Here is a 26645-nt window from a genome sequence, read left to right as displayed (position 1 = left end):
TTAGAATCTTTTTGATCAATCAATTAATCAATGTAAGATAACAAAAAATCTGAGCCAGAATGTGGTTCATTCTGACCCAGATTTGATTTTACACAACTCATTTCATCTATTATTGAAAAAACAGAATTAGCAAATTTCTATACTGAAAATGAATTAGAAAAGAAAAAAAACTAATCTAAAGATAAGCAACCCTGTTCATAAGTTCTCCCATCATAAAAACCAATAAGTATCCAAAACCAAGCCTGTAGAAACAATAAAATTGAATACTAAAGTTAATATTATAGCAAACCTTAATAGCTTTTCACTCATCTCGACTTTTATGCTATCTTTTAATGAGATGAAAAAAGGAACAAGAAAAATAAGAAACGGAGTAAAGTATCTCCCTTGTGCACCTACCGAAATTATTGCATTCTCTCCTAATACTAGCGGTGTCCAAGCATAGTACATTCCAGCGATTATAGCCAAAATTTGAATTACAATGATTGCTAACGATGAAAATCCGAATATTTTCTTGATTTCAAAATCACTATTCAGAGCAGAAATAAAAGCCAATAAAGCTACATCTATAAAAATAATCCACAAAGGGATTTCTACCGAAAACAACCCAATATAACCAAACATACCCACGGTTAAAATGCTGTTTAAATGTCCATTTAGATTATTATTAAATAGAGTTCTCACCAAAACGAGCAGTAATTCTTTAATTCCCTGTATACCACCAAACATTTTAATACCTACTAATCCCCCAAGAACAAGCAAAAGGACGATCAGTATATATTTGTATTTGAAGATCAACTTTCTTATATGCTGATTAACTTTCTCCAAAGGAGAAAGTTTTCCTGCTAATATGAAATTGATTGGGAACAGAAGCAATAGAAATAAAAAGTTATTACTTTTCGTAATATATAGTGCTAGAGCAAATAGCAAAATTTGAAACAACTTTTTTAAATTGATTTGAGGATTTTCAATCATTAAGCTTAAAAAGGCAAAAAAGCCAAGAATCGCTACGAAGTTTGCAGCATCATAAGATAATGATCCTGCTTGTTGAACCATTATAGGGAGTAAAGATAAAAGCACCATCGACCATTTACCGTATCTAGTCTTTGTAATAATTAAATACATACTGGCTATATAAAATACAGCGTTAAATAAGCGTCCCAATGTTACCATTACGCCTATTGATGGATAAACAATGCTTCCTAGTATCATTCCTAAAACTTGCGGAATATGCATAATTCTTTTCAACTCAAAGCTTGGTTGAAATTTTTCCTCGGATAAATCAATTTTTTCCGTAAACAACTGTTTATATTCACTTTTGTTAATTTCAGTATCTGCACTAACACTATTCATCCAATCAAAACTCGTGTCAGTTCTTACAAATATTGAATTCCATGCCATTCTCGCATGGTTCATCTCATCGGGCACTCTATTAATAGGCATTAAAAATACCGAAATCCCTATAAATAGAGTTGCTAGTACGAGAAAAATCCCTTGCGGTTCTCGTAATTTGTTTCGAACCATTATTTTAACCCCTTAAGTATTTATTTATTTTTAATTTTATACATCACTCTCTGCACAAAGGTTCTTATTTTTATTTCTAGATTTGCTAATTTACTTTTCTTTTCGTTGATTACTAATAAGTTTTTTATGTGTCTTATAGCATGTTCATTTGTCTTTGCTTGATTTATTCTTTCTATTAAAACATGATAAACTGACTTGATTTGATATTTTTCTTTCGCTGTTTTAATGAACATTTCTGATTTACTTTTTACTTCTTCAAAATTGTCTATAAAATAATTAATAGCCTCTACAAGCGAATCAATATTACCTAATGGATATATTTTCCCATGTTGAAACATCTCATATGCAGATAAATGGCCTGGATTGTCCGAAATGATCACTGGAATACCATTGAGTAAAGCTTCTACATAAACTAATCCATATGTCTCTAAACTTGATGTAAATACACAAATATCCTTATCTGTAACTATATCCCATGGATTCTCTACATTCCCGGTAAAAGAAACTGATGCAATAGTATGCTCCTTTATATATCGTTCGCATTCTCTTTTATACTCTTCATCCCAACCGCCAACAAAAACTAGTTCGATATCTTTTCTATTTATTTCATGGAATGCTCGAATTAGCTCCAATTGATTTTTTCTTTTGGTTATTCTTCCAACTGAAACGATTCTTTTTTTCTTTCCTATTTGAATATTTGAACTTTTTAGTTCTGTATACGGCGCAAAAGGAAGTATTTCTCTACTATTAAATAATTTATTCAGATGATTGTTTAAATCACCTGTGACCGAAAATATATCCGTGGAAAATTGATCAATAAAATCTAGTTTATTCTTATAGTAAGCAAACTCTTTTTCTGGATATTCATGAATTAACCAGATATGAGGAATAGATTCTAGACAAGAAGCAAGAGCACCTTGAAACATATTTACCGTATTTGTAATCACCACATCCACTTGTTTTTCTTTTATAATCTCGGTTAATGTCTTAATTGTGTCTCTATATGAAACAACTCTTTCTTCTTCTGAACCAAATATATGTGCGGGAGCATCTTCCCACCACCAACGTTGGTTATTGATCAAATAGCATTCAATGCCATTGGACTCACAATATCTAGAATAATCATTTTCTGTTGCAACTCCATATATCGGTGCTGCATTAACTACATGATATCCTTCTGCAGCTAAAAACTTCATTAAGTTGACGATAGATATTTCTGCTCCATTATCGAGCGTACCCGTTGGTGACACGAAAAGTATTGTTTTCATCTTGTCTCCTTCATTTAAAACATACCTATACTAAAGAATATTTTATTTAATCGTTTATTTTATTTTTTGCCTCTTCAGATAAAAAATCTGTCAATTCATCGTTATGTTGAATTGTCGTACAATTGTTAACAACATAATTATACGCGTTACGTCCAATTTTTTTGCGCAACTCTCCATTCGTTACAAGCAGCTCTAGTTTTTCAAACCAATCTTCAGATGAATCAACTAAAATGCCAGTTTCACCTTCAATTATCATGTCCTTGAATGATCCAATGTTACTGGCAATTGTTGGAATTTTTAATAACCCAGCTTCTAACCACTTAATTTCAGATTTTGCCCTGTTAAATATAGTGTCGACAAGCGGCGCAAGATTTATATCTACATTTTTAACAAGTTGCGGCAGCAATCTCCAGTCAACAAATGGATGGATCACAATTTGTTCACTATATTCTTTTAACTCATTCGGAATATCGATATGACCCGCTAAATGTAATTTCACGTTATTAAAGGAAGCTAAAATTTTCAATATTGCCGGCATAATTAATTCAAAATTTTCGTTATGAGTAATTGATCCAGAAAAATACCCAATATGAACACATGATGCATCACTAAGTTTTTCTGCATTATTGCTTAGCTTTATTAATTCCTCACTGCCTAAGTTACGGTTTAACAACACTTTAGTATTATACTTTTTTAGCTCTTTTTTCAAATCTTCTGTGGAAGCTATTGCAATATCACATAGAACCAGCATTTTTCCATAGTTAGTCACGCCAGCATCATAATTTTGCTTCTCTATTTTAGATAATCCTTTAACATACGAAAGCTGGTCAGTGTATTTCGTATCAATCACTAAATCATCAATATCATATAAAACTGGCTTATTAAATTCTTTGGCCACTTGAATCAAATTGACCAGCATCTCATTATATGGCGCTCTATAAATTATAATATGGCTCGCTCTTTCTGCATCGCTAATTTTCAGCTCAGAAAGTCCCACAGACTTCACTCTAAAATTCAAATTTTTTAATTGTTCAATTTTATTTTCAACACGATATTTTGTCAGTTGTGGAATAACATTTTCAACACCATCAATAATCAATACATACTTTTGTGAATCTTTCTCCTTTATATCCTCTATGATCTCTTTGATGATTTTAACAGGATAATCTGTCTTTTCTTCTATATATTTTACCAAACTAGGGATTTCTGTTTGCCTATTCAAGCCTTGCCAAATAAATTTCTCATTTGTATAGTTTGATAATGCAGTATATTTGATTACTGGTATACCCTCTTTAAGCATCTCAAGAGGATGGATATACATTGCACTATCCTCGTTTTTTTCTGTTAGCGCACCATGCTTAAATCCTAAATCTGAAAAATGCTTTGTGAATACCGTTTCGTGCATACCAATTGCTTTATCTCTTGAATTTGTATCATTCATTTTTTCCCAATAAGAATAAAACCCTGAATAAGAAAGCAATGTCTTTTCTATTACTAAGAAGTAAGACTGTAAGTGTTTAGGAATATAGCCGTATTTGTTTAAATTAGTAAAATCGTTATATTCTTCTCCATAAGTCAAACCCCAAAAATCCAGTTTTTTATCTGCCATTTTTTTAAAAATAGATGATAATTCACCAACAGGTCCAATGTTGGTATCATTTACTAACAGTAACTCATCATATTCCAAAAGCTTCTCTTTACCCAAAAACAAAATTCCATGTCTAAATGCTGCCGTATCGTATCCTTTATTTTCTCTGGTTTCTACACGGCCTAATTGTTCCAACTGCTCAATATCCGAGCTTGGTAAATCACCATTTACTATAATTAAGAGATTTGTACATAGAGCTTTAAATGCTTTCAAGAAAAGAAGTTTATATTCTTGTAATTTCTCTTTGTCTTCATAAATAACAAAAATCAAAATTCTTGATGGAGCAACATAGTTATTATTCTTTCTCTCTACACTCCTTTTAACCCTCATCAGGAGTGTAGAGGGTTTTACAACTTTTGTTGAGTATTTTCTTGTGTTCTCTTTTAATTTACTCCACACTTTTAAAGCAAGAGCTGGATTTTTAATAAAGCGATATCCATAATGTATCGGCTTGATGAAAAGATTCCCTAATTTATATGAATTTGAATTTCGAATTTCATTTTTCTCATTTTCCAAAGTTGCAATAATTTGTTTCATTGTAAATTGTTCTTTTTCATATTTTTCAATTTCATAAGAGAAATGTTCACCCAACTCTTTTCTTTCAACAAGCAGATTTTGCTTATCCAATTCTAAAAGTTTTTTTTCATCGTTTTTCACGATAATTTCGTGATCTTGATTCTTTACATGTTCTGTTAACTCAGTCAAATGTTTTGTGAGATTGCTTAATCTATTTTCCAATATCATAGTATTGTGTGAAACTGCATTAAGAATTTCATTGGGATAGTCTTCAATATGTTTTCTTAATATATAAAAATAAACTTCATAATAAAATTTATCAGAAGAATGCTCTCCGGTCCTAGAAATCGAATTTGCTAGTACTCGATAATTCAGCTTAGCTTCTTCACATTTTTTTGGTTTTGCTTTATTAACTAAAATTAAATTCATGATAAAATCATAATCAACTAATTTTTTTCGGTTTAAATTCAAGTCATAACGAACATCTTTAATGATGGATGCTCGTATTAGTGAACAATTATCAATAAAATTATTTGTTAGATAGGCTTGAAGCTCGAACGGTCTGGCTTTCATGAAAAGTTCTTTTGATGAAGCATTGATTAAGTCGGTATATACTATATCGACCTCTTCGCTTTCAGCCAAAGAAACTAATTTTTCAATAAACTCAGGATCGAGATAGTTATCACTGTCAATAAAAAGAACATATTTGCCCTTTATCCAATCTAACCCACGGTTTCTTGTTACGCAAACACCACTGTTCTCTTGATAAATATACTCATATTTTGTGTTAGAAAGTTCAAGAGTTTTAAGAATTATTTCTTCTGATTTATCAGTTGAACCATCATTTATAACAAGCAGTTCAATCTCAGGATATGTTTGAGAAAGTACACTTTTTAAACATTGTTCAATATATTTTTCGTGATTGTAACATGTCACAATAACAGATACTAACCCCATAAAGTTTTGCCCACCTCATTACCAGACTATATTTCGATTTCTTCCCAAGATCCATTTCGTCTAACTAATCCGCTAGAAGAAATTCTCTCGCTTTTAGACATTTCTTTTTTTGGAGAAATAATTATAATAGGTGAATTCTCCTTATCAGAGAACGCGAATGGTTGGTCTGATTCATTTCTGACTGAAACACCTAACCGAAGTTTGCAACCATTCATTTCGTTCAAATTACATGTATAACGCAAAGTTTTTTTCCCTAAGCCTGTGGTCATATGATCTAATGAATTGTCATTATATACCCAAATATTTCGATCAATATCCGTTAAAGAAAAAGCTATATATGTTTTCATTTCCTCTAAAACTTCATACGAAACTTCAAACGCTATTCTTTTTTGATCTTTCTCTATTAGTTCATCTGATAGCAACCGTACTTTGAAGTCTTTAATGTAATCGTTCTCTTCTTCTTTCTTTACATCGATATCGTCTGTTTTTTCAATAACGGTGGAGGTCCCCGTCTGTGTAACATTGTCTAAAGAATATTGATTTGCTACATCATCTGGGGTCCCGATGATTTTTACTTCCCCTTTATCGATCATCAGTGCTTTATTACAGTATTTACGAACAGATTCCATTGAGTGAGTCACGAGGATAATGGTCTTGTTCTCATCTTTGGCCTTCATGAAATAGTCATTGCATTTTCTTTGGAACGCTTCATCCCCGACAGCCAATACTTCATCTAAGACTAAAATATCGCTTTTCGCTTGAATCGCTACAGAAAACGCAAGTCGAACCTGCATGCCGCTTGAATAATTCTTTAATTTTTGATTCATAAATTCAGTTAATTCCGCAAACTCAACGATATCGGAATACATTCCATCCACTTCTTTTTCGGAAAAACCAAGCATAGCGCCATTCAAATAGACATTCTCTCTCCCAGTTAATTCTGGATTGAATCCAACACCTAACTCGATGAAGGAAACCAATTTTCCGTTCACTTCTACAGACCCTTTTTCAGGTGTATAAATTTGGGAGATAATTTTTAATAAGGTTGATTTTCCACTCCCATTTCTTCCGACAATTCCAAAGAAATCTCCTTTATTCACTTCAAACGAAATATCTCTTAGGACTTTTTGCTCATTATATCCTTTGATTCCTTTAAAATAATTAACGATGGTTCTTTTTAAACTCGTTGTACTTTCTGTAGGAAGACGAAACGATTTTCCTATATGATCAACTTTCACTGCTATTTCATTATTCATATTAAATAATCTCCGCAAATTTTTTCGAATTTTTATTAAAAATCATGTAGCCAGCAACTAATACGATCCATGGCAAAACATATGGAATTGCGACGATCCAATTCGTATTTATTAATTGCCATACCGTAATATTGCTTGTACTTGTTAAGATATGCCGCATATCTTGAATAATTTGAGCCATTGGATTCATCATCAAAAGTTTGGCAATGTTCACGTCCATATTCATTACAAGTGTCAATGGGTAAATTAACGGTGTAAGGTAAAAACCCGCTTGAAGGACAACCTCCCAGATCGGTCCAATGTCCCGAAACCTAACATAGATTGTTGCCAAAATAAAAGACACGCCCAATGAAAAGGCATAGAGTTCAATCAGAAGCAGCGGTGCTAAAAAAGCATAGATTGAAATATCCGCTCCATTGATCATCGCAAATAAAAGAACGATCACAAGGCTGATTACTAGATTGATTAAGGCGTTGATCGATACAGCAATAACAATGATATGTGTAGGAAAGCTTAGTTTTCTAAGCAGATCGCCTCGTGTGACGATTGATGACATACCTAAATTTGTCGTTTCGCTAAAAAAGCTCCATAGAACGGTTCCCAAAAGTAACGCCACTTCAAAGTGAGGAACATCTTGTCCAAATTTAAGAAAACGTACAAAGACCACATACATGACAGTAAACAGCATCAAGGGCTTTAAAACAGACCAAACATAGCCCATAATACTTCCTTGATATCTTAGTTTAAAATCGGTTTTTACTAATTCTTTCAATAAAATTCTATTTTTACGCTCGAACATCATTTTCTCCTTTAAGGTTCCACTAATCTTTTTTACGGTAAAACTTTTTAAAGCTATCCTTAAAAAGTATACTCGACATTCCCCTCTTTCTCAACCTTTACCAGATCATTTCAAAAATTGAGAAAAAAAATTAATGTTTCATTGACAGATTAAACGAAAAAAAGAAAGCCGCATTCAACGAACGAAATTTGGCCTCCTTTTTCTCAAAGTTTTTAGTCTCTTTCAAACAAATCTCTTGTGTATACTTTGTCTTCTACGTCATGCAGTACATCTTCCATACGATTTGCTACAATAACATCAGAGATCTTTTTAAACGTCTCAAAGTCATCAATAACTTCAGAGTTATAGAAGGATTTCTCTTTTAAAGAAGGCTCGTATACTACTACGTTGATTCCATGGGCTTTGATCCGCTTCATAATTCCTTGAATGGAAGAATAGCGGAAATTATCAGAATGAGCTTTCATAGTCAATCGATAGATGCCCACAACTTTCGGTTGTCGATCAAGGATCTGCTCCGCGATGAAATCTTTGCGGGTCGTATTTGCTTCGACGATCGCTTGAATGATATTATTCGGAACCTTATCATAGTTAGCTAGGAGCTGCTTGGTATCTTTGGGCAGACAGTAGCCACCGTATCCAAAAGACGGATTGTTGTAGTGGGAGCCGATTCTAGGATCCAGCCCGACGCCTTCAATGATTTGTCGTGAATCAAGTCCCCTCACTTCCGCATAGGTATCTAATTCGTTGAAATATGCCACGCGCAGCGCCAGATACGTGTTAGAAAACAGTTTTATTGCTTCAGCTTCAGTCGGATTTGTTAAAAGCACGGGAATTTCATTTTCCCATGCATTTCGCTTGAACATCTCGGCGATCTCTTTCGCTCGCTCACTGCATTCTCCAACAACAATTCTCGAAGGATGCAAATTGTCGTATAAAGCTTTTCCCTCACGCAAAAATTCAGGTGAAAATAAAATGTTCTCTGTGTTAAAACGTGCTTTAAGATCTAATGTATACCCTACAGGAACTGTTGATTTAATAATAAACACAGCATCTGGACGCAACTCCAGCGCTTTTTCAATCACCGATTCTACAGTCGACGTATCAAAATAGTTTTTATGCTCATCGTAATCTGTAGGCGTCGCAATAATTAATACATCCCCAAAGTCAACAGCTTCATCAAAAGCTTTGGTGAAATGAACGGACAAGTCTGTCCGCTCCAAAAATTGGTGAATTTCTTTGTCTTCAAGAGGTGAGATTTTCTTTTGCAATTGATCGATTTTTTCATCCACAATATCATAAGCAAGTACTTCTTCTTTTTGCGCCAATAACAAAGCGTTTGCTAATCCTACATAACCTAAACCAAAAACGGAAACTTTCATCATGATCCCTCTTTTTCTAGTTTTCTTCTTTCTCTAAAGATGCAGTCATATCAGCCAATGCTTCTTCCCAAGTAGGAATAACAAAACCGGTATTCTTTGCTTTTGTAAGATCCAACACCGAGTATTGTGGTCGTTTTGCTTTTTGCGGATATTCTGCTGAAGTGACAGGTGCAACCTCAACATCCGTTTCTTTCAGAATTTCTTTGGCAAATTCGTACCATGAACAGCTATTGTCATTTGATAGATGGTAGATCCCATAGTCTGCATTGTTTTCGATAATATAAACCATAAATTCAGCTAATGTTCGGGTCCATGTTGGACGGCCATATTGATCATCAACGACGGTTAAGCGCGGGTGCGTTTGCGCTAAACGTTTCATTGTATATACAAAATTATGTCCATATTTACCAAAAACCCATGAAGTTCGGATAATGAAGTATTCATCTAAAAGATCTTTCACTGCTTGTTCACCCAACAATTTTGTACGACCGTATTCATTTTGAGGATTCGGCTTATCTGTTTCTTTGTAGACCCCCTCTTTTTTCGTTCCATCGAACACATAATCAGTACTGATGTAAACAAACTTTGCTCCTACCGCTTTCGCCGCTTTCGCCACGTTTTCCGTCCCGTTGACATTGATTTTCTCATCAAGTTCCTTGCCTTCATCTTCCGCCTTATCTACTGCTGTGTATGCAGCACAATGATAAATAACGGTCGGTTTTAATTCTTGAATAAACGCAAGAGTTGCTTGTTCGTCCGTAATATCCATTTCCTGGGCATCCGTTGAGACATATTTTAATCCTTTTTCATCTAATAGATGTCGCAGCTCCGTGCCCAGCTGCCCATTTCCGCCTGTCAGTAAAATCATATTTCTCATCCCTTCAAAAAAAGCAGGTTTCCCTGCTTTTATTTATTGTCCATTCGCAGCATAATTTTTCTCTACCGCTTCTTTTTCTGTCTTCCACCATTCTTCGTTGTTGCGATACCACTCAATCGTATCGGCTAAGCCATCTCGGAAATTGGTGAATTCCGGTTGCCAGCCCAATTCTTCTTTCAATTTTGTCGAATCAATTGCATAGCGTAAATCATGACCTGGTCGATCATTTACGTGCTCATACGCGTCTTTGGGCTGATCCATTAGTTCTAAAATCAGTTCAATTACTGCTTTATTATCCTCTTCACCATCGGCACCGATGAGATACGTTTCACCCATTTGTCCCTTTGTTAAAATCGTCCACACAGCTGATGAATGATCATTTGTATGAATCCAGTCACGGACATTTTTCCCGTCACCGTACAATTTCGGCTTGATGCCGCTCAAAATATTGGTAATTTGTCGAGGAATAAATTTCTCAATGTGTTGATAAGGTCCATAATTATTAGAACAATTGGAGATCGTCGCTTGGAGACCGAATGAGCGTACCCAAGCTTTTACCAAAAGATCGGAACCAGCTTTTGTTGAAGAGTAAGGACTTGATGGGTTATACGGCGTTTTGTCCGTGAATTTTTCTCCCGCTCCTTCGCCATGTCCCGGAAGATCTTCTCTCAAAGGAAGATCGCCATATACTTCATCGGTTGAAACATGATGGTATCTTACATTATACTTTCGGCATGCTTCTATCAGCGTATACGTTCCAATAATGTTGGTTTGAACAAACGGAAAAGGATCTTTCAACGAGTTGTCATTATGAGATTCTGCAGCATAATGAACGACAGCGTCTGTATCCTGAACCAATCTATCTACCAGCTCCTGATCAGCAATGTCGCCGACAACTAATTCGAAGCGATTCTTTGGAAGACCATTAAGATTGTTCTTATTTCCCGCATAGGTCAGCTTATCTAAAACTGTTACAAAAACATCAGGATGATTATTGATCACATAATGAACAAAGTTAGAGCCGATAAATCCTGCTCCACCGGTTACAATAATTTTTTTCATCACTTTCACTCCTTATACTTCACCATAGACAAATGTATTTTCTATTTCAAATTCTTTCAGTGTTGGATGTTTTTTATCTTTTTCTGATAGAATCGCTTTTTTCACATCTATAGGCCAAGTAATTGCCAAATCGGGATCATCAAATGCAATGCCGCCATCAGCTTCAGCATTATAATAGTTGTCACACTTATACAAGAAGTTCACATTTGGGGTCAGTGTCATAAACCCGTGAGCAAATCCGCGAGGTACTAATAACTGACGATGGTTGTGTTCGGTTAACAAGTACCCTTCCCACTCTCCATAGGTCGGGCTGCCTTTACGAATATCTACGATAACATCAAGTACCGCACCAGTCACCACACGAATCAATTTTGTCTGTGCTGCTTCACCTTTTTGAAAATGCAGGCCTCTTAACACACCTGCTTCAGCAGATAATGAGTGGTTATCTTGAACAAAATCAAAGTCAATTCCTTGTGCTGAAAATTTTTCTTTTGAATAGCTTTCAGTAAAAAAACCTCGATGATCGCCGTAAACGTCCATCTCTATTAATTTTACATCTGTCAATTTTGTTTCTATAACTTTCATCAAAGCGTCTCCTCTTTATTCAGCAGCTAGTCGTAATAAATATTGACCATACTGATTTTTTTTCAATGGCTCAGCTAAAGCAACCAACTGCTCTCTTGTGATATAGCCCATTCGGAATGATATTTCTTCCAAACACGCAACTTTCAAGTTTTGCCGTTTTTCAATCGTTTCAATAAAAGTAGATGCCTCAAGCAATGTTTCATGTGTTCCTGTATCAAGCCAAGCGAAACCTCTTCCCATGACTTCAACAGAAAGTTTATTTTTTTCTAGATAAACTTTATTGATATCGGTAATTTCTAATTCTCCACGCGCAGACGGTTTGATATTCTTGGCTATTTCGACTACTTCGTTATCATAGAAATACAGACCTGTTACAGCATAATTTGATTTCGGCTTCTCAGGTTTTTCTTCAATAGACAAGGCGTGCATATCGTCATCAAACTCCACTACACCAAATCGTTCAGGATCATTTACATGATAGCCAAAAACAGTTGCACCTGATTCTTTTGCAGCAGCTCGTTGAAGCATTTTCGATAGACCGCCGCCATAATAAATATTGTCTCCTAAGACTAAACAAACACTATCAGTGCCGATAAACTTTTCCCCAATAATGAATGCTTGAGCGAGGCCGTCAGGACTTGGCTGTACTGCATAGTCAATTTGCAGTCCTAAGTCTTTGCCATCGCCGAATAACTCTTGAAAGCGAGGAGTATCTTGAGGAGTGGAAATAATTAAAATTTCTTTGATCCCCGCCAACATCAATGTAGACATTGGGTAAAAAATCATTGGTTTGTCATAAATAGGCATCAATTGTTTAGAAGTTGCTTTTGTTAATGGATAAAGGCGTGTTCCTGAACCGCCTGCTAAAATAATCCCTTTCATTCATTACGCTCCTTAAATAATTTACTTGTATTTCTCACCACAGCATTATCTCATTTCTAGAAAGCTTTGTCATTCAATTCAAAGTTTTGAAATGAAAATGTAACTTTTATTTATCAAATACTTTTCTCATGAACAGGCTTCTTATTAAACCCCAGCGCCACACGAATTGCTGGCCAAATGAAGCGGATGTTTTGATTTCACTGGCATTTTTTTCATGTCTTCGATACAACGTTAACTGCTTATCAATAAGTTCGATACGGTTGCCTGCCATTGCACCGATCCACATATCATGCATTGGAATTGCTTGCGGAAACGGAAGAATAGCTGGCTTCAACTCTCTTCGAAAAGCCATGCCTGCTCCGATGTATTTATTTTTAAGCACATTTCGTAAAAATCCGACTTTTACATTCCGATAGGCAAAATAGGAGGGTTCAATCACTTCAAGCTGCTCATCGACAATTCTCAAATCAGAAATGACTACCTGTGTCTCTTTTTTTTGATCAAATTTTGATTTTGTATCAGCAACTTTATCGGGAAGCCACACATCGTCTTGGTCGGCCAAAAAAATCAGATCGCCTGAAGCCTGCTTAATTGCGTGTTCAAAATTCTTGATAATGCCTTTTTGCGGTCCTTCCAAAAGTTTGATTCGGGGATCTGCGCGATAAGAATCGAGGATATTTCTTGTCTTGTCAGTAGAGAAGTCATCCGAAATAATCAGCTCATCATCAGGTGCAAGTTGAATTAGAATGCTGTCCAGCTGTTCTTGAAGATACTTTTCTCCGTTATAAGTGGCTACACATACTGATATCATAAATGATCCTTCCTAAATGACAAGTATTCTTTCCATGTTCTTCGACTGAATCGGCACATTTTGGGTGAAAGTGCTTGTTTTATTGTTCGAAAAAAAAGCTGTTTTTCATGTTCCTTTTTCTTTTCTTTATCGAAATCCCTATAGAATTTCGATTCACTGGTAAGAATCTGCTCATATCTTTCCCTAGTCATCGTTTTATAATGCATGACTGAAAGATCATGATTCAACTTTTGGTTTGCGATCAAAAACCGAAAGCCTTCTTGATGTAAGCGAAGAAAAAGCCAATGATCTAAAAAATCCAGCGGAAAAGCATCATTGAATCCGCCGATTTTTTTTATAGCCGCGAGAGTGACTGCGGTGCCGGAATTGATTGCCATAATCCGCTGTTTTTGCTCACCGATAGCAGGATATGCCAGATTTCGATTGATGTAACGATCAGCTAAGACCGGTGATACCTGTGTTGTGCCACTGTAAATCAGCGGCACAACAGCACCTATTTCAGTTCCGATCGTCTCAGTCATAAGAAAGTTTAGGTAGGCTTTTGTCAGCTCCGTATCTTGATCCAAGAGAAGCAGCAAATCAAAATCGCCGCTAGACGCAGACTTAAACCCTTTATTGTATGCTTTGGAGAGGCCGGGATTGGCTGGATCATGGAAATAGGTCACTAATGGATGCTGAAAAAAAGGCTCATCATGACTTTGTGGACTGTTATCATAAACCAGCAATTGGATTTGCTGGTTCTTCACCGCTTTTTCCAAAAGCGGTGAAGCCGACGCTTCTTGCCAGCTTCTTTCATACATTACGATCGTCACAAATAAACGGTTCATCAAAACAGCCTCCAACCCCATTTATTAAAAAATTTCATCATCGAATGCATAAACACCAAAAAGAGTTTTGCACTTCTATGAGCTCCTTTACCGTATAAGTGCACGACTTTTTCAAAGGGCGTATACAAAATGCGGTACCCCGCTTTTTCATATCTCAAACACAAATCATTGTCTTCAAAATACATAAAGAACTGTTCGTCAAAGCCGCCGATTTCTTTAAAGCGAGCGATTTCTACCAACATAAAACAACCAGAGCCCATTCGGATATAACTGGTTTGATCTTGTGGAAGGTCACGGCACTCATAAGCAGACAGTCTTTTTTTAAATACTTTTTTTACCCAATGAAACGGAATAAATCGCAAGAAATAATCGAATACAGCTAATCGTTTTCTTACTAAATACTGAATAGAGCCATCTTCGTTCAAAACCTGAGGAACTACGACAGCTGCTTCATTCTCTTGAATTCTTTTTAATAATCCTTCAATTGATTCTTTCGTGACAAGAATATCAGGATTGCAAATAAATCCGTATTCTTGCGTTGCATTCATTAATAATTGATTGTGTCCATGACCAAATCCAAGATTTTCATTGGCTGAGATGACAGTGACAAATGGATAATCTTGCATTTTAGCAATGTATTCTGCTTTCGAATTATTATCAAATATTTTCACTTCAAAGCGTGGATCCTCTCCTATCTCTTTCTCCAGATGATCCAATGTTTTGAATATATCACGACTATTATGTGTCACAATACTGATGATTATTTTATTCGTTTTTCTATTATCCATAGTGTATTGTCCTTAATGTTATAAAATGAGAGATACTAGTCAATTTGTTATTATATCATATCCCCGCGCGTAAAAAAAGCACACTCGAGCAAGCAAAGCGATTTCTTCTATTCAGTCCCATCCGCCCGTTGGATTGCTGCTTGCTTCTTTTCTGAAGTAATCCCTCATCATCAAGAGCAGATAAAAACACCAGCCCCGCTAGAGACTTTCTAGCAAGGGATGGTGTGATGAGTGAATCGTTTACGCTTTCGCACAAAATCTTTTTAAATTAAGGATAAATCCGATTCAACAACCGTGGAAACGGAATGGATTCTCTTACGTGCTCGATTCCTGATAACCAGGTAACGGTCCGTTCTAATCCAAGACCAAAGCCGGTGTGAGGAACTGAGCCGTACTTGCGTAGATCTAAATACCATGAATATTCATTTTCGTCCAAGCCGTGGGCGCGGATTTGTTCTAGCAGGTATTCATGATCGATGGCACGTTCAGAACCGCCTATGATCTCGCCATATCCTTCTGGTGCGATCATATCGGCACAGATCACGACATCTTCTCTCGTTGGATGTGGCTTCATATAGAAGGGTTTGATGGCTTTTGGATAGTTTAAGATAAAGACGGGCTGATCGAATGAATTGGCAATAAAGGTCTCATGTGGTGAGCCAAAGTCATCGCCCCATTGAATATCATCGAAGCCGTTCTTTTGTAATAATGCCACTGCATCATCGTAAGAGATTCGTGGGAATGGTAATTTGGTGTATTTTTTCAAGACTTCACGGTCACGGCCTAAGACGTCTAATGCATAGTCACAGTTATCGAGCACATTTTGCACTAAGAATGCCACGTACTGCTCTTGGACTTCCAAGCTTTCTTCTTGGTGCATAAAGGCCATTTCTGGTTCAATCATCCAAAATTCAATCAAGTGACGACGTGTCTTTGATTTTTCGGCACGGAAAGTTGGTCCAAAAGAAAAGACTTTGCCAAACGCCATAGCGGCAGCTTCCATGTACAATTGACCAGACTGAGACAAATATGCTTTTTGATCGAAATAGTTGGTTTCGAATAAATCAGTCGTTCCTTCTGGTGCTGATCCGGTTAGGATCGGTGGATCGATTTTGATGAAGCCATTCTTGTTGAAAAATTCATACGTTGCCCGAATGATTTCGTTTCGGATTTGCATGATGGCGTGTTGTTTTGAGGAACGCAACCATAAATGACGATGGTCCATCAAGAAATCTGTTCCGTGTTCTTTTGGTGTGATTGGGTAATCATGGCTTTCCCCAACAACTTCTAAACCAGAGATACCAATTTCATAGCCGAATTTTGAGCGGCTGTCTTCTCTGATTTCCCCAGTGACCAGTACGGCAGTTTCCTGATTTAGATTTTTCGCTAATTGGAAAACTTCTTCCCCTACTTCACTTTTTACAACGATTCCTTGAAAATACGCTGTTCCGTCACGAAGTTGTAAAAAGGCGATCTTGCCGCTAGAACGTTTGTTAGCAACCCATGCTCCGATTTGAACGGTTTCGCCAACGTGTTTTTTTGCATCTAAAATTTGAATAGATTCCACTTGATTCTCTCCTATCTAATTAATAAAGGCACCATAGAGCATTTTAAGCTTTTTGGCGTTTCTTTTCAACAAAATCATGGATTCGTTTGGTAGCTTCCGCTAACGTGTCCCAATCAGTTGCATAGCTGATGCGTAAATAATCTGGTGTACCAAAACCAGCACCAGTCACTACTGCCACGTGGGCTTCCATCAGCAAGGCCTCCACGAAGGCATCAATGGTTTGATAGCCGCACATCGTCATGGCTTCTTTGACATTTGGGAACAAGTAAAACGCGCCTTGGGGTTTCGTCACCTGAAAACCAGGAATAGCGGCAATTAGCGGATATAGTTTGTTCAAGCGCTCTTCGAAGGCCTGACGCATCACTTCGATCGATTCTTGATTCCCAGTCAGTGCCTCAACTGCTGCGTATTGGCTAGCAGCCGGCGGGTTGCTGGTAGCTTGGGAAGCGATATCGACCATCGCTTTGATGATTTTTGCATCGCCGACAGCAAATCCGATCCGCCACCCAGTCATAGAATAGGTTTTAGAAACGCCGTTGATCACGATGGTTTGTTTGCGGATCTCTTCTGATAAGCTTGCGATCGATGTAAAGGTATTGCCGTTATAAACCAAACGACCATAGATATCATCGGCAATGATCCAAATATTATTTTCCACTGCCCAGTTGCCGATTGCCGTTAACGCTTCTTTTGAGTAAATCGCCCCTGTAGGGTTGGCAGGCGAGTTTAAAATGATGGCTTTCGTTTTCTCTGTACGAGCAGCTTCTAATTGAGCCACAGAAACTTTAAAATCGGCTTCTTGCTTGGCTTCAACAAACACAGGTGTCCCTTCTGCTAAACGGACTTGTTCCGCATAGCTGACCCAATAAGGCACTGGAATGAGTACTTCATCCTCTTCATCAAGGAGCGCTTGAAACAGCGTATAAAGGGCAAATTTTGCGCCATCTGTCACGATCACTTGGTTTGAATCATAGTCAGCACCATAAAACTCTTTCATATAAGCAAGAATCGCCTGTTTTAATTCAGGAATCCCCGCAGTTGCTGTGTAAAAACTAGCTTTGCCACTCTCAATCGCTGCGATCGCTGCTTGGCGAATGTTTTTCGGGGTAATAAAGTCGGGTTCACCGACAGTTAGACTTAATACGTCTACACCTTGGTCCGCTAACGCTTTTGCCTTAGCAGATGCCGCTAACGTTGCGGAGGGTTCCAATTTTTCTGCTCTTTTTGAAAGTACCATGTTTATCATCCTTTCTACGATCCAAAATTCATTCTATCATAAGCGTCTTCCTATAGTTCAGTGATCGCTTTGATTTCTTCGCCATCTTTGAAACCAATCAAATAATAGTTCAAACGACCATCGCCATCTTTCGTCATGACTTCCCAAGTTGGCTCGCCTTCAAAAATACCCAATGCGGCCTTTTGGATTTCCTGACCTTGATGATTGTCGCGAACAAATGCCTTAGCTTGTGCTTCCGTCAGCCCATCCGCTTGATTAGAAACAGAAACCTTCTCACCGCTTTTTGGGATGATCACAACGATCTCATTGTTATTCGTATCCTTTCCAACAATGCTAAAGGAGGTTTCCTCACGGGTAAACCAATAAAATTGTTCGACCTCTGCTAAATCGGTGTATCTTTCTGCTATTTCGATTGCTTCGTTTCTTGCTTGTCGCATTGGACGAGAAGAACGGAGATAGAAAATAGAAGCGAAGAGAATAACGACCAGTAAGACTGTGATCGCACTCAGCAAAATAACCACACGCCGATGTTCTTTGTCTTTTGTTTTCACACTTCGTACTCCAATCTTAAATAAAATCCATTATATCAGATGTTCAACTCATTTTTCAAAATCGGCTGCTGCTTTTTCCTCTTGCGCAAAAAAATGCTGGATGTCTTCGGCAATCTCGGTTGGACTTGCTTCAATCAGAGGTAAGTTTTTGGGTAAGCCTTTGACCATTCGTTTGCCATACTTTGTCGATAGCAAGCGTCGATCAAGGACGACCATCACGCCGGTATCCTCCTCGGAACGGATCAAGCGCCCCAATGCTTGGCGCAGCCGTAAAATCGCTTTAGGTAAGGCATCTTCTTTAAAAGAATCAATGCCTTCTGCTTCCAAAAAGGCGTGCCGTGCTTGGACCATGGGTTGTTTAGGGTTCTCAAAAGGCAATCGGGTCACCACAGCGATCTTCAGTGCCTGTCCTGGTAAATCGACCCCTTCCCAAAAACTGCTAGTCCCTAATAAGATACCATTTTCCGCTAATAAAAATTTCTTTAAGATTTTCTCACGGGTTCCGCCAGTCCCTTGAGCAACGATTTCTCTGCCATAATGCAGGGCTTTTTTATTCAATCGATCATAGACATTTTTCAAAGTTTCGTGCGCCGTAAACAACACAAGCGCTGGTTGCGGATTGTCAAACAAAATCGGGACCAACGCTTCGACTAAATAATCCGCGTATTCGGCAGCTGATGCTTGTTGGATCGAGAGACCTTTTTTGATTACATACAGTCGCGTTTGCTTGCTGTAATCATAAAAGGCAGGAATCGTTTTGACTGGCACATCCGTCAAGCCGATCTGATGGGCAAAATATTCTTTGTTGCCTGGGATCTTCAATGTCCCCCCTAGATAAATGATGTGCTGATAGCGTTGGTACCATGTGCTCTCCACGATCGAATGTCCTTCTAGATCAGCTAACTCAATCACAGCATTTCCTGACTGGGGATGCTTTTTCAGCCAATGAACGTAACGAGGATGCCACCAAGTCAACCACGCGGTCACTGTTTGTTCCTGTGCGTCCATTTGACTAAAGAAATCAAATAAACGGGCAATCACGATCCGTTGTCTTGCATACCACCGATCATTGGTCAACTCGAATCGCTGACGCAGCTGCTGTTGAATCTCATTGATTTCCTGATAATAGAGGCTCAATTTTTGATGTAGCTTGTCCTGCTCTAAGGTCCCATCATAGAGGTCACGATGCTGAACGACTTGTAATTCTGGGGCATCGATTGATAAGGTGCGAAAATACTGTTCTTGTGTTTCGACCAAAACCGACAATGCATTTCGATACAACGAGAACATCCGTTGCAAAAAATCGTCCTCGGTAATGATCTGGGCAATTTCTTCAAATAGTCCTTCTTCATTCAGCTGTAAAAACTGCCGCTTGAAATGAGCAGAGTCAAAGACATGTTGACTAAATCCTTCTGCTTGCTGCGGCAACTGTTGGGCTTCATCGATCAACAAATAATCACTCGTTGGCAACAGTGGCTGCGCCCGTCGGTTTTCCTGCATTAAAAAGGCATGATTGACGATCAAAACATTGCTTTGCGCCATCCGCCGATATAAATGTCGAACAAAATCTTGTTCATAGAAGGGTTGATCTTTGGCTAAAAAGTCGACCCCGCGATGGCGAATGTCGGTAAATAAAGGATGATCAAGACGAACTAAATTCAATTCATCAAAGTCACCTGTTTCTGTTTTGGTCAGCCAGACTAAGATCCCCATCTGATATTGGGCGTATTGCTTTTGTTCTACCGGTTGATCCAGCGTCGCTTTAAAGCGCTGCAAATCAATGTAATGACGATGGCTTTTGACCAAGACCGCTTGCAAAGGCTGCTGCAGTACTTGGTTCACCAATGGAATGTCTTTGCTAATGATCTGATTTTGTAAAAGAATCGATGAGGTGCTAACGATCAATGGATTTTCTGGCGTCGCTAAATAAGCGGCTGGAAACAAGTAACCGATGGTTTTTCCCATCCCCGTTTCTGCTTCAATAATCAAATTTTTCTCTGGTTGGGTGTAATGGGTATACACCGCATTCATCAAGCGTGCTTGTTGTTTCCGATAGACTAAGTGCTGGCCAAAGCGCTGTTCTTTTTCCGTTTTAACTTTCGGATACGTTTCTTGAAAATGCGTAGCTTCAAAAAGTGGGACGATCTTTTTCCGCAAGACGATACCGTCGATCACTTCGAGATCTTCCGCCAACTCTGGTCCTTTTTCTTTCAAGATTCCGTGAATATACTCACTCGTTTGCATCCCCATCTGACCGCTTAAAAGCGCAATCTGTTTAAGAGTCGTCCATGGTAGCTGTCGCATGATTGCTTCAATGTATAAAAATAATGCTGCGGTCACTTCTGCATCACTATCGGCTTGATGCGGGTTGTCATGACGAAAGCCGATGCTGTCTGCCAGATCACCTAAGCGAAAGCTGCTTTCTGTCGGCAAAAACACTTGCGCCAATTCCACCGTATCGATCCCTGGAATCGATAAAGGCGGCAGACCGCAACGAACAAATTCATTGCTTAAAAAATGATAGTCAAAATAAATGTTATGCGCCACAAAAATCGTATTGCTGAGTAAGTTGTAGATCGTGTCAGCTATGTCTTCGAAATAAGGCGCTTTGCTTACTTGCTGGTTTGTGATGTGTGTCAATCGTTGAATTTGCTTAGAAATTCTGCGGTCAGGGTTGATATCTGCGGCAAAACGATTAATGATCTTGCCATCTTGGACTAAGACACAGCCAAATTGAATAATTCGATCAATCGTCGAATCGGTTCCTGTTGTTTCAAGATCCACCACAGCGTATATGGGTTTCATTGTATTCCTCCTTGCACACTGTCTGCATTATACTACAAAATCAATGGCGATTACATCTGTTTTCCCATCGGATACGAGGGTTCGTAGGAAGAAGAACCTTACTATCCAGTGTCCGTATTTATCAGCTAAAGAAATTTGTCACTCGTCCCTGATCGCTTTTTTCGACAAAAAAAGGGATCTTTTTTATAATTTACTATAAGGAGGCGAAAAAAATGAATGATTTCAAAAACAAACGAGTGATTGTAACCGGGGCTGCTTCAGGGATTGGAAAAGCGGTGGCAGAACAATTTCTAGCACAGGGCGCACTTGTTGGATTGATTGATCGCAACGAAGAGGAGCTGCAGGAGTTTCTTGCTGACTATGACGCACAAGCCCACTATCGTGCCGTTGACGTCACTGAAGCAGAGAAGCTGCAAGAAGCGATGAGTGGTCTTGTGGAAGAACTAGGCGGTCTCGATGTACTCCACGTCAATGCCGGCATCAACGGTACTTGGACACCGATCGAAGAATTGACGGTGGCAGAATGGGACCAGACGATCAACACAAATTTACGCAGTACCTTTATTACCGTCAAAGCGGCGATCCCATTTATGAAAGCAAAAGGCGGCAGCATTGTCATTACGAGTTCGGTCAATGGAAACCGCATCTTCAGCAATTTTGGTGCGACTGCTTACAGTACATCTAAGGCAGGTCAAGTCGCCTTTACAAAAATGGCTGCGCTGGAACTTTCTGGTTATAATATTCGGGTCAATGCTATCTGCCCTGGGGCGATCGCAACGAATATCGATGCCAGCACAGAAATTGAAGAAGAGGTTGCTCGCGTTGAGATCCCCGTCAAATATCCAGAACGTTCTCGACCATTAAAACAAGAAACAGGCGTGCCAGAACAAGTCGCCAACCTTGTGCTTTTTCTATCTTCAGAGGCTGCCGGCAATATTTCTGGAACGGAAGTCTATATTGATGGAGCGGAATCTTTGCTTTAATACAACAAAAAAACGAAAAATCAAACCTGATCCCCTCACTTGTTTCAAGTAAAACCTGTGAGATGGATCATTTCTTGATTTTTCGTTTTTTCTTTTTGTTTATTTTTCCACCAAAGCTGCGATTTCTTCTAGAAAAGCAGTCTTGCCATAAAAATCTGCATTCAATAACTCGGGAAAAATGGCTTCAAAGAAATAGGTCACACATGGACGATGCTGAAACGCTTTGACCGTCAAAACCGCTTCACGAAACATTTCTTTGAACACTTTGTCGGGGTTGCTTTTTGAGATCTCTTCAAAAGATTCATATAAAAGATCGATCTTATCCGCAATTGCCAACAGCTGTCCTTCAAGGCTGTTGTCTTTGCCATCCGCCAAGCGTCTGCGATACGTCGCTTGAAAGCTTTGGGGGATTTCTTCTTCGATGAAGGCATCGGTCATTTTTTCTTCAACGGTTGATAACATCGCCCGCAATTCTTTGTTTGCATATTTGACTGGCGTTTTGATGTCGCCAATGAAACGTTCCGTGTAATCATGGTTCAAGGCTTTTTCATAAAGAATTTGCCAATCGACTTGATTTCCCGCTTGTTCTTCGATATCGGCTAAGGTCTGGGCAATCATGGTTACTCGAAACGAATGAGCGGCCACGCTGTGCTCGGTAAACTTAAAAAATCCAGGTGCTCGTTGGATTTTTTCTAAATTAGCCAATCCAAGAATAAATTCATTCAATCCCATCAGTTTGCCTCCTTTTTTTTCTAAGAGTATAACAACTACTTTCTCCGCAAGCAAATATCACGCGCACAAAAAAAAGAGCAGCTAAGCTGCTCTTAAAAGGCATTCACAAATTACGCTTTGTTAACGTTAGTCGCTTGAGGGCCACGTTGTCCGTCTTCGATATCGAAAGTCACTGCTTGACCTTCTTCTAAAGTTTTGAAGCCTTCGCCTTGGATAGCTGAGAAATGAACGAATACATCGTTACCGTTTTCTGCAGTGATGAATCCAAAACCTTTGTCTGAGTTAAACCATTTAACTGTACCTGTTTCCATAATAAAAATCCTCCTTGTGTTTATACACATATTTTGCAATTACTTGTATAAGGTGAAAATGTGGAAGATGTTTAAGATGAAACAAGCTACCATAATTTACCGTAACAAAAACTACACTTTGTATTATAGCACATTATCTTCTTTATGACTAATAGAAAATCAAAAAAAATGAAAACGCCTTTATTTTTTTATAATTCGCAAAAAGACTGCTGCACTAAAGATCTGCAACAGTCTTTTCTTTTTTGGAAACGATTTATTTACGAAGGACGCAACTGCGTTTAGTAGCGCAAAATCGCAGTCAAACTTTTTTCTCCTGGGGCATCTTTTTGTTCCAAAATAGATACCTCGCCGCCATTTTCTAAAACATCGATTGCCAGCGTATTTAACACTTGGCGACGATCGTATTCCGTGTCAGGATCTTCTCCAAACCCATCGGCGAGATTGGAAGTCGCTACAAACAGATTGGCGATTCTGCCTTCTTTAGCTGCAGGTACGATATCAACCAATTGGTCAATAAATTTCCGATCCAACAGCTTGCCGTATTCCCCAACTTCTTTTTGTGTCAACTCCGCAATCAGCTTTTGCGTACACGTTTGGATCTCTTTCAAAGATAACGATGCTGGTGAAGAGGAGATGCTTGGTTCTGCTTTGAAAAAGTTCGTTTTTGCCACTTTTTTAAACAGCGTTTGATTTTCTGGTAAAGCAAAAAGATACATTGGTAAATGCTCTTCGTTTGAAAAATCATTCTTAAAAAATGCATCAACTGCTTGGTAGTAGTTGACGTGATCGATCTCGACTTCTTCATCTTTGGCACTAAAGCCGTGATAAGCGACGCCTTCTCCCCCTGAGTTAGGGCCACCTTGGGCACTGTAATTAAAGTTGCCGCCGCCTGTGATTTCTTCCCCCAGCGCTTTTTCAATCGTTGTCGGTGCCTCTTCTGGCAACTCGACTTCACGCACTTGATTGTTTTCAACTTGATAGACTTGCATTGAATCGCGATTCAACGCTAAGAGATAAAATGGGTAATTAAATTGTGCGTTTTTGATGACAGCTAATACATACGGGGTTTCCCCTACATAATATTGATCATCCACACGAATACTTAACCGATGGACCAGTACATCTTCTGGTGTGATAATCACCGCCACACTCGTTGTACTGTTACGCCAAAATGATTGATCTGCAAGCAGTTCATCAATTTTCGTTTGAAAAAGATCCCAAGAATGTTCTGGGTATTTCTTTTCAAAGCGGCGCTTCGCATCTTTGGCAAAGTTCTTAAATTTGATTTGATCCTTTTCGACATTCTGGTGGCCGACATGCGTATTGAGCATGATCGTGACAAATGGTCCTTTGATTCCGTCAGATATTACCTGCGATAAAAAACTTTTTCCAAATTTTCCCATTCCACATTACCTCCTGCTTAATCAAATACAAATAAAGTGTACCATGCTTATTTTCTTCCATAAAGTAAAACGATTGCACGCGTTTATTTCCTCATTCGTTTTTCTGATTACTCACTATACTGGCTATTTTTCAGCGGATCAGCCAAGGTATTTCTGGTGGCCCATAGAAAGCCTCGTTTGGTCCAAGTCTGAATGGTGGGCTCTTCTAGCTCTTTTAGACTGTGTCCAACGGATTGGAAAAAGACTCTGCCCTTGCCCCATTTTTTGATCCACATCATTGGCAGTATGACGTCTTGGTTAGCTGCATTCGGATGATCTTTAGCGGCAAATGTTGAGGTAGCTAACACAGTGACGGCTGGATCAACCAGACAATAGTATTGCTCCGTCGTCAACTGAGGGATCGATTGAGTATTTGCCGTAATATAGTGATCTGTCGTAAGATCGATGCTATAGGTCGTTTCCAATCCACCAGGATGTGCCAAAAAACAGCCGCCAGTCAGAAACAACCAGCCTTTACTGGCTTGAAAAGCCGAGGCAAAGCCGCCATGAACGCCTGCTAATCCTAACCCTTCTGCTACAGCCTGAGTGACATTTTGCAGCGGCTCATCAGGCAATTCTCCTCGCGTCCAATTCATGATCAACAGATCCAGCCTTTTTAATTCTTCTTTATGATAGAGAGGTTCAAAATCTGAGGCGAGTGTCACCTGATATCCTTCTGACTCCAGCAACGTTTGGTAAAACTGACTGGTTTCTTTTGGGGCGTGTCCTTCCCAACCTCCGTAAATGATCAATGCTTGTTTCATTTTGTGTTTCCTCCTTTCTTTCTAACTTAGCGAAAAAAATGCAAAAAGCGAAGCAGAACGATTCTCCGTTTTCCTTCGCTAGTAATTTTTTCTGATTTAACGGTTGATTGAACGCCCGACACGATTGATCGTATGGCGCATACCTCTAATTGCAACTGATGTTTCGAAAATATTTTCGGTCGGTGCCATGCCGCCATAGCCAGCATCACCGATATGCTGCAGATCGGCCCCACAAGTTTTGTTGATAATGGCTAATTGTCGCAACGTTTCTGGACGCGCGCTTTCTTGACTCGTTCCGATCGCTGACATCGTCAATAAGTCATATTGTTTGGCAATTTGAACAGCTTCGATCAGATCCTTTTCTAGAAAGCCTTGAATCGAGCCCACGGAAGGCAGTAACAAAATATCTGCCCCAGCTTCAGCGTAAGAAATGATGGCTTCTCGATCAACCACAGGTTCATCTGAGCCGGCACTGTGCATTTTTCCAGCGATGATCAACCCAGAGAAATGTTCTTTTGCCAATTTTACTGCTTTAGCGATTTCTCGGTTGGTCACACCCGTTCCAGGATTGCCTGTAAAGCAGAGAAAGTCCACCCCGAGTTCTTGGGCTTTTCTGATGGTGTCCACCGAACTTGTACGGCCTTGACTGATGCTGATCTTTTCACTCATCATTTCCGTCGTAGCTGGGATCGGCTCAAGATTGATGCCGACAGGTCGTCCAATCAGTTGTTTTAGTTGAGGAATCGGATTTTCAATGGGCTGTGTAGGATCAAGCAGCTGCTCCAATGTGATACCAGGCATCCCAAAAATAGCTGGACGATAACAATCAAAGCCATTCAACAAAATCAAGTCAGCCCCAAAAGCTGCCGCGACTTCTGCGTTGGTGATGTCGCCAGCTTGCGGCATGGTTTGAACCACCGTTTCACAGACGATCACTCGTCCTTCGCTCGCTTTAATGGATTGTTTCAATTCTTGCGCCGACATTTCTTTGATTTCACTATAGTTTGCACTTATCAATCGTTTGACCATGTTTTTCTTCCTTTCTTTTCCTTCTCATCTTGCGAGAAACACGAATAA

23 protein-coding genes are annotated in these 26645 nt (G+C 38.8%); 1 reads left to right on the top strand and 22 read right to left on the bottom strand.

All coding sequences use genetic code 11. The features are described from left to right. Positions 1–210: 210 nt before the first annotated feature. From ECA1_RS15040 to ECA1_RS14960, 17 genes are all read right to left on the bottom strand, one after another. Positions 211–1521: a DUF2142 domain-containing protein gene (locus ECA1_RS15040; RefSeq protein WP_060792928.1), complete on the bottom strand. Its 1311-nt coding sequence runs from the start codon at positions 1519–1521 to the stop codon at positions 211–213. Between the two features lie 20 nt (positions 1522–1541). Continuing rightward, positions 1542–2789 (bottom strand): glycosyltransferase family 4 protein, encoded by a 1248-nt coding sequence (locus ECA1_RS15035; RefSeq protein ID WP_060792927.1) that lies wholly within the window; start codon positions 2787–2789, stop codon positions 1542–1544. Positions 2790–2835: 46 nt separating this feature from the next. Next, positions 2836–5910, bottom strand: coding sequence for a rhamnan synthesis F family protein (locus ECA1_RS15030; protein WP_060792926.1), 3075 nt, complete (start codon positions 5908–5910; stop codon positions 2836–2838). Between the two features lie 26 nt (positions 5911–5936). Further along, positions 5937–7166, bottom strand: coding sequence for an ABC transporter ATP-binding protein (locus ECA1_RS15025; protein ID WP_010749353.1), 1230 nt, complete (start codon positions 7164–7166; stop codon positions 5937–5939). Between the two features lies 1 nt (position 7167). Next, a complete protein-coding gene (locus ECA1_RS15020) occupies positions 7168–7968 on the bottom strand; it encodes an ABC transporter permease (protein WP_005229524.1) in 801 nt (266 codons plus the stop codon). A 209-nt stretch (positions 7969–8177) separates the two neighbouring features. Beyond that, positions 8178–9344 (bottom strand): nucleotide sugar dehydrogenase, encoded by a 1167-nt coding sequence (locus tag ECA1_RS15015; RefSeq protein ID WP_060792925.1) that lies wholly within the window; start codon positions 9342–9344, stop codon positions 8178–8180. Positions 9345–9360: 16 nt separating this feature from the next. Beyond that, positions 9361–10212 (bottom strand): dTDP-4-dehydrorhamnose reductase, encoded by an 852-nt coding sequence (gene rfbD, locus ECA1_RS15010; protein WP_060792924.1) that lies wholly within the window; start codon positions 10210–10212, stop codon positions 9361–9363. A gap of 42 nt (positions 10213–10254) precedes the next feature. Next, complete coding sequence (gene rfbB, locus ECA1_RS15005; RefSeq protein ID WP_060792923.1) at positions 10255–11283, bottom strand: dTDP-glucose 4,6-dehydratase; 1029 nt, start codon at positions 11281–11283, stop codon at positions 10255–10257. 12 nt (positions 11284–11295) lie between these two features. Further along, on the bottom strand, positions 11296–11868 hold the full coding sequence (rfbC, locus tag ECA1_RS15000; protein ID WP_060792922.1) for a dTDP-4-dehydrorhamnose 3,5-epimerase: 573 nt from the start codon (positions 11866–11868) through the stop codon (positions 11296–11298). Between the two features lie 15 nt (positions 11869–11883). After that, positions 11884–12750 carry a glucose-1-phosphate thymidylyltransferase RfbA gene (gene rfbA, locus ECA1_RS14995; RefSeq protein ID WP_060792921.1) on the bottom strand — a complete coding sequence of 289 codons (867 nt, stop codon included), beginning with the start codon at positions 12748–12750 and terminating at the stop codon, positions 11884–11886. A gap of 106 nt (positions 12751–12856) precedes the next feature. Next, the gene (locus ECA1_RS14990) at positions 12857–13561 is read right to left on the bottom strand and encodes a glycosyltransferase family 2 protein (protein WP_060792920.1); all 705 of its coding nucleotides are present in this window, start codon (positions 13559–13561) and stop codon (positions 12857–12859) included. Further along, positions 13558–14388: a glycosyltransferase gene (locus ECA1_RS14985; RefSeq protein WP_060792919.1), complete on the bottom strand. Its 831-nt coding sequence runs from the start codon at positions 14386–14388 to the stop codon at positions 13558–13560. Before ECA1_RS14985 ends, ECA1_RS14990 begins: the two co-directional genes overlap by 4 nt. Next, positions 14388–15176 carry a glycosyltransferase family 2 protein gene (locus ECA1_RS14980; protein ID WP_005229506.1) on the bottom strand — a complete coding sequence of 263 codons (789 nt, stop codon included), beginning with the start codon at positions 15174–15176 and terminating at the stop codon, positions 14388–14390. Before ECA1_RS14980 ends, ECA1_RS14985 begins: the two co-directional genes overlap by 1 nt. 268 nt (positions 15177–15444) lie before the next feature. Further along, complete coding sequence (gene asnS / locus ECA1_RS14975; RefSeq protein WP_005229504.1) at positions 15445–16743, bottom strand: asparagine--tRNA ligase; 1299 nt, start codon at positions 16741–16743, stop codon at positions 15445–15447. A gap of 43 nt (positions 16744–16786) precedes the next feature. After that, a complete protein-coding gene (locus ECA1_RS14970) occupies positions 16787–17980 on the bottom strand; it encodes a pyridoxal phosphate-dependent aminotransferase (RefSeq protein WP_060792918.1) in 1194 nt (397 codons plus the stop codon). 50 nt (positions 17981–18030) lie between these two features. Then, positions 18031–18531: a cell wall elongation regulator TseB-like domain-containing protein gene (locus tag ECA1_RS14965; protein ID WP_060792917.1), complete on the bottom strand. Its 501-nt coding sequence runs from the start codon at positions 18529–18531 to the stop codon at positions 18031–18033. Positions 18532–18579: 48 nt separating this feature from the next. Continuing rightward, positions 18580–21336 (bottom strand): helicase C-terminal domain-containing protein, encoded by a 2757-nt coding sequence (locus ECA1_RS14960; protein ID WP_060792916.1) that lies wholly within the window; start codon positions 21334–21336, stop codon positions 18580–18582. 212 nt (positions 21337–21548) lie between these two features. On the opposite strand from ECA1_RS14960, the gene ECA1_RS14955 reads away from it, so the two are divergent. Further along, complete coding sequence (locus ECA1_RS14955) at positions 21549–22319, top strand: SDR family oxidoreductase (protein ID WP_060792915.1); 771 nt, start codon at positions 21549–21551, stop codon at positions 22317–22319. Between the two features lie 99 nt (positions 22320–22418). On the opposite strand, the gene ECA1_RS14950 is transcribed toward ECA1_RS14955, so the two are convergent. The 5 genes from ECA1_RS14950 to ECA1_RS14930 all read right to left on the bottom strand — a co-directional run bounded on the left by ECA1_RS14950 (position 22419) and on the right by ECA1_RS14930 (position 26597). Further along, entirely contained in the window at positions 22419–23051 is a 633-nt protein-coding gene (locus ECA1_RS14950; protein WP_010749341.1) for an HD domain-containing protein, read from the bottom strand. A gap of 110 nt (positions 23052–23161) precedes the next feature. After that, positions 23162–23362 (bottom strand): cold-shock protein, encoded by a 201-nt coding sequence (locus ECA1_RS14945; protein ID WP_003126918.1) that lies wholly within the window; start codon positions 23360–23362, stop codon positions 23162–23164. Positions 23363–23640: 278 nt separating this feature from the next. After that, entirely contained in the window at positions 23641–24765 is a 1125-nt protein-coding gene (locus ECA1_RS14940; protein ID WP_005229492.1) for a baeRF6 domain-containing protein, read from the bottom strand. Positions 24766–24872: 107 nt separating this feature from the next. Next, positions 24873–25568: a ThuA domain-containing protein gene (locus ECA1_RS14935; protein WP_060792914.1), complete on the bottom strand. Its 696-nt coding sequence runs from the start codon at positions 25566–25568 to the stop codon at positions 24873–24875. 96 nt (positions 25569–25664) lie between these two features. Continuing rightward, the gene (locus tag ECA1_RS14930) at positions 25665–26597 is read right to left on the bottom strand and encodes a DUF7916 family protein (RefSeq protein WP_060792913.1); all 933 of its coding nucleotides are present in this window, start codon (positions 26595–26597) and stop codon (positions 25665–25667) included. Positions 26598–26645 lie beyond the last annotated feature (48 nt).

This window comes from Enterococcus casseliflavus NBRC 100478, from assembly GCF_001544095.1.
GTDB classification, from domain to species: domain Bacteria; phylum Bacillota; class Bacilli; order Lactobacillales; family Enterococcaceae; genus Enterococcus_D; species Enterococcus_D casseliflavus.
This window is presented reverse-complemented; position numbering and strand designations above follow the sequence as displayed.

What these genes read in the sequence shown, in the direction of transcription:
- ECA1_RS14980 (WP_005229506.1), bottom strand. Translation starts at nt 15,176, where the DNA reads ATGGATAATAGAAAAACGAATAAAATAATCATCAGTATTGTGACACAT.
- ECA1_RS14950 (WP_010749341.1), bottom strand. Translation starts at nt 23,051, where the DNA reads ATGGGATTGAATGAATTTATTCTTGGATTGGCTAATTTAGAAAAAATC.
- ECA1_RS15040 (WP_060792928.1), bottom strand. Translation starts at nt 1,521, where the DNA reads ATGGTTCGAAACAAATTACGAGAACCGCAAGGGATTTTTCTCGTACTA.
- rfbB (WP_060792923.1), bottom strand. Translation starts at nt 11,283, where the DNA reads ATGAAAAAAATTATTGTAACCGGTGGAGCAGGATTTATCGGCTCTAAC.
- ECA1_RS14985 (WP_060792919.1), bottom strand. Translation starts at nt 14,388, where the DNA reads ATGAACCGTTTATTTGTGACGATCGTAATGTATGAAAGAAGCTGGCAA.
- rfbA (WP_060792921.1), bottom strand. Translation starts at nt 12,750, where the DNA reads ATGAAAGGGATTATTTTAGCAGGCGGTTCAGGAACACGCCTTTATCCA.
- ECA1_RS14960 (WP_060792916.1), bottom strand. Translation starts at nt 21,336, where the DNA reads ATGAAACCCATATACGCTGTGGTGGATCTTGAAACAACAGGAACCGAT.
- ECA1_RS14930 (WP_060792913.1), bottom strand. Translation starts at nt 26,597, where the DNA reads ATGGTCAAACGATTGATAAGTGCAAACTATAGTGAAATCAAAGAAATG.
- ECA1_RS15020 (WP_005229524.1), bottom strand. Translation starts at nt 7,968, where the DNA reads ATGATGTTCGAGCGTAAAAATAGAATTTTATTGAAAGAATTAGTAAAA.
- ECA1_RS14945 (WP_003126918.1), bottom strand. Translation starts at nt 23,362, where the DNA reads ATGGAAACAGGTACAGTTAAATGGTTTAACTCAGACAAAGGTTTTGGA.
- ECA1_RS15025 (WP_010749353.1), bottom strand. Translation starts at nt 7,166, where the DNA reads ATGAATAATGAAATAGCAGTGAAAGTTGATCATATAGGAAAATCGTTT.
- ECA1_RS14940 (WP_005229492.1), bottom strand. Translation starts at nt 24,765, where the DNA reads ATGGGAAAATTTGGAAAAAGTTTTTTATCGCAGGTAATATCTGACGGA.
- ECA1_RS14970 (WP_060792918.1), bottom strand. Translation starts at nt 17,980, where the DNA reads ATGGTACTTTCAAAAAGAGCAGAAAAATTGGAACCCTCCGCAACGTTA.
- ECA1_RS15015 (WP_060792925.1), bottom strand. Translation starts at nt 9,344, where the DNA reads ATGAAAGTTTCCGTTTTTGGTTTAGGTTATGTAGGATTAGCAAACGCT.
- ECA1_RS14955 (WP_060792915.1), top strand. Translation starts at nt 21,549, where the DNA reads ATGAATGATTTCAAAAACAAACGAGTGATTGTAACCGGGGCTGCTTCA.
- ECA1_RS15035 (WP_060792927.1), bottom strand. Translation starts at nt 2,789, where the DNA reads ATGAAAACAATACTTTTCGTGTCACCAACGGGTACGCTCGATAATGGA.
- rfbC (WP_060792922.1), bottom strand. Translation starts at nt 11,868, where the DNA reads ATGAAAGTTATAGAAACAAAATTGACAGATGTAAAATTAATAGAGATG.
- ECA1_RS14990 (WP_060792920.1), bottom strand. Translation starts at nt 13,561, where the DNA reads ATGATATCAGTATGTGTAGCCACTTATAACGGAGAAAAGTATCTTCAA.
- ECA1_RS15030 (WP_060792926.1), bottom strand. Translation starts at nt 5,910, where the DNA reads ATGGGGTTAGTATCTGTTATTGTGACATGTTACAATCACGAAAAATAT.
- rfbD (WP_060792924.1), bottom strand. Translation starts at nt 10,212, where the DNA reads ATGATTTTACTGACAGGCGGAAATGGGCAGCTGGGCACGGAGCTGCGA.
- ECA1_RS14935 (WP_060792914.1), bottom strand. Translation starts at nt 25,568, where the DNA reads ATGAAACAAGCATTGATCATTTACGGAGGTTGGGAAGGACACGCCCCA.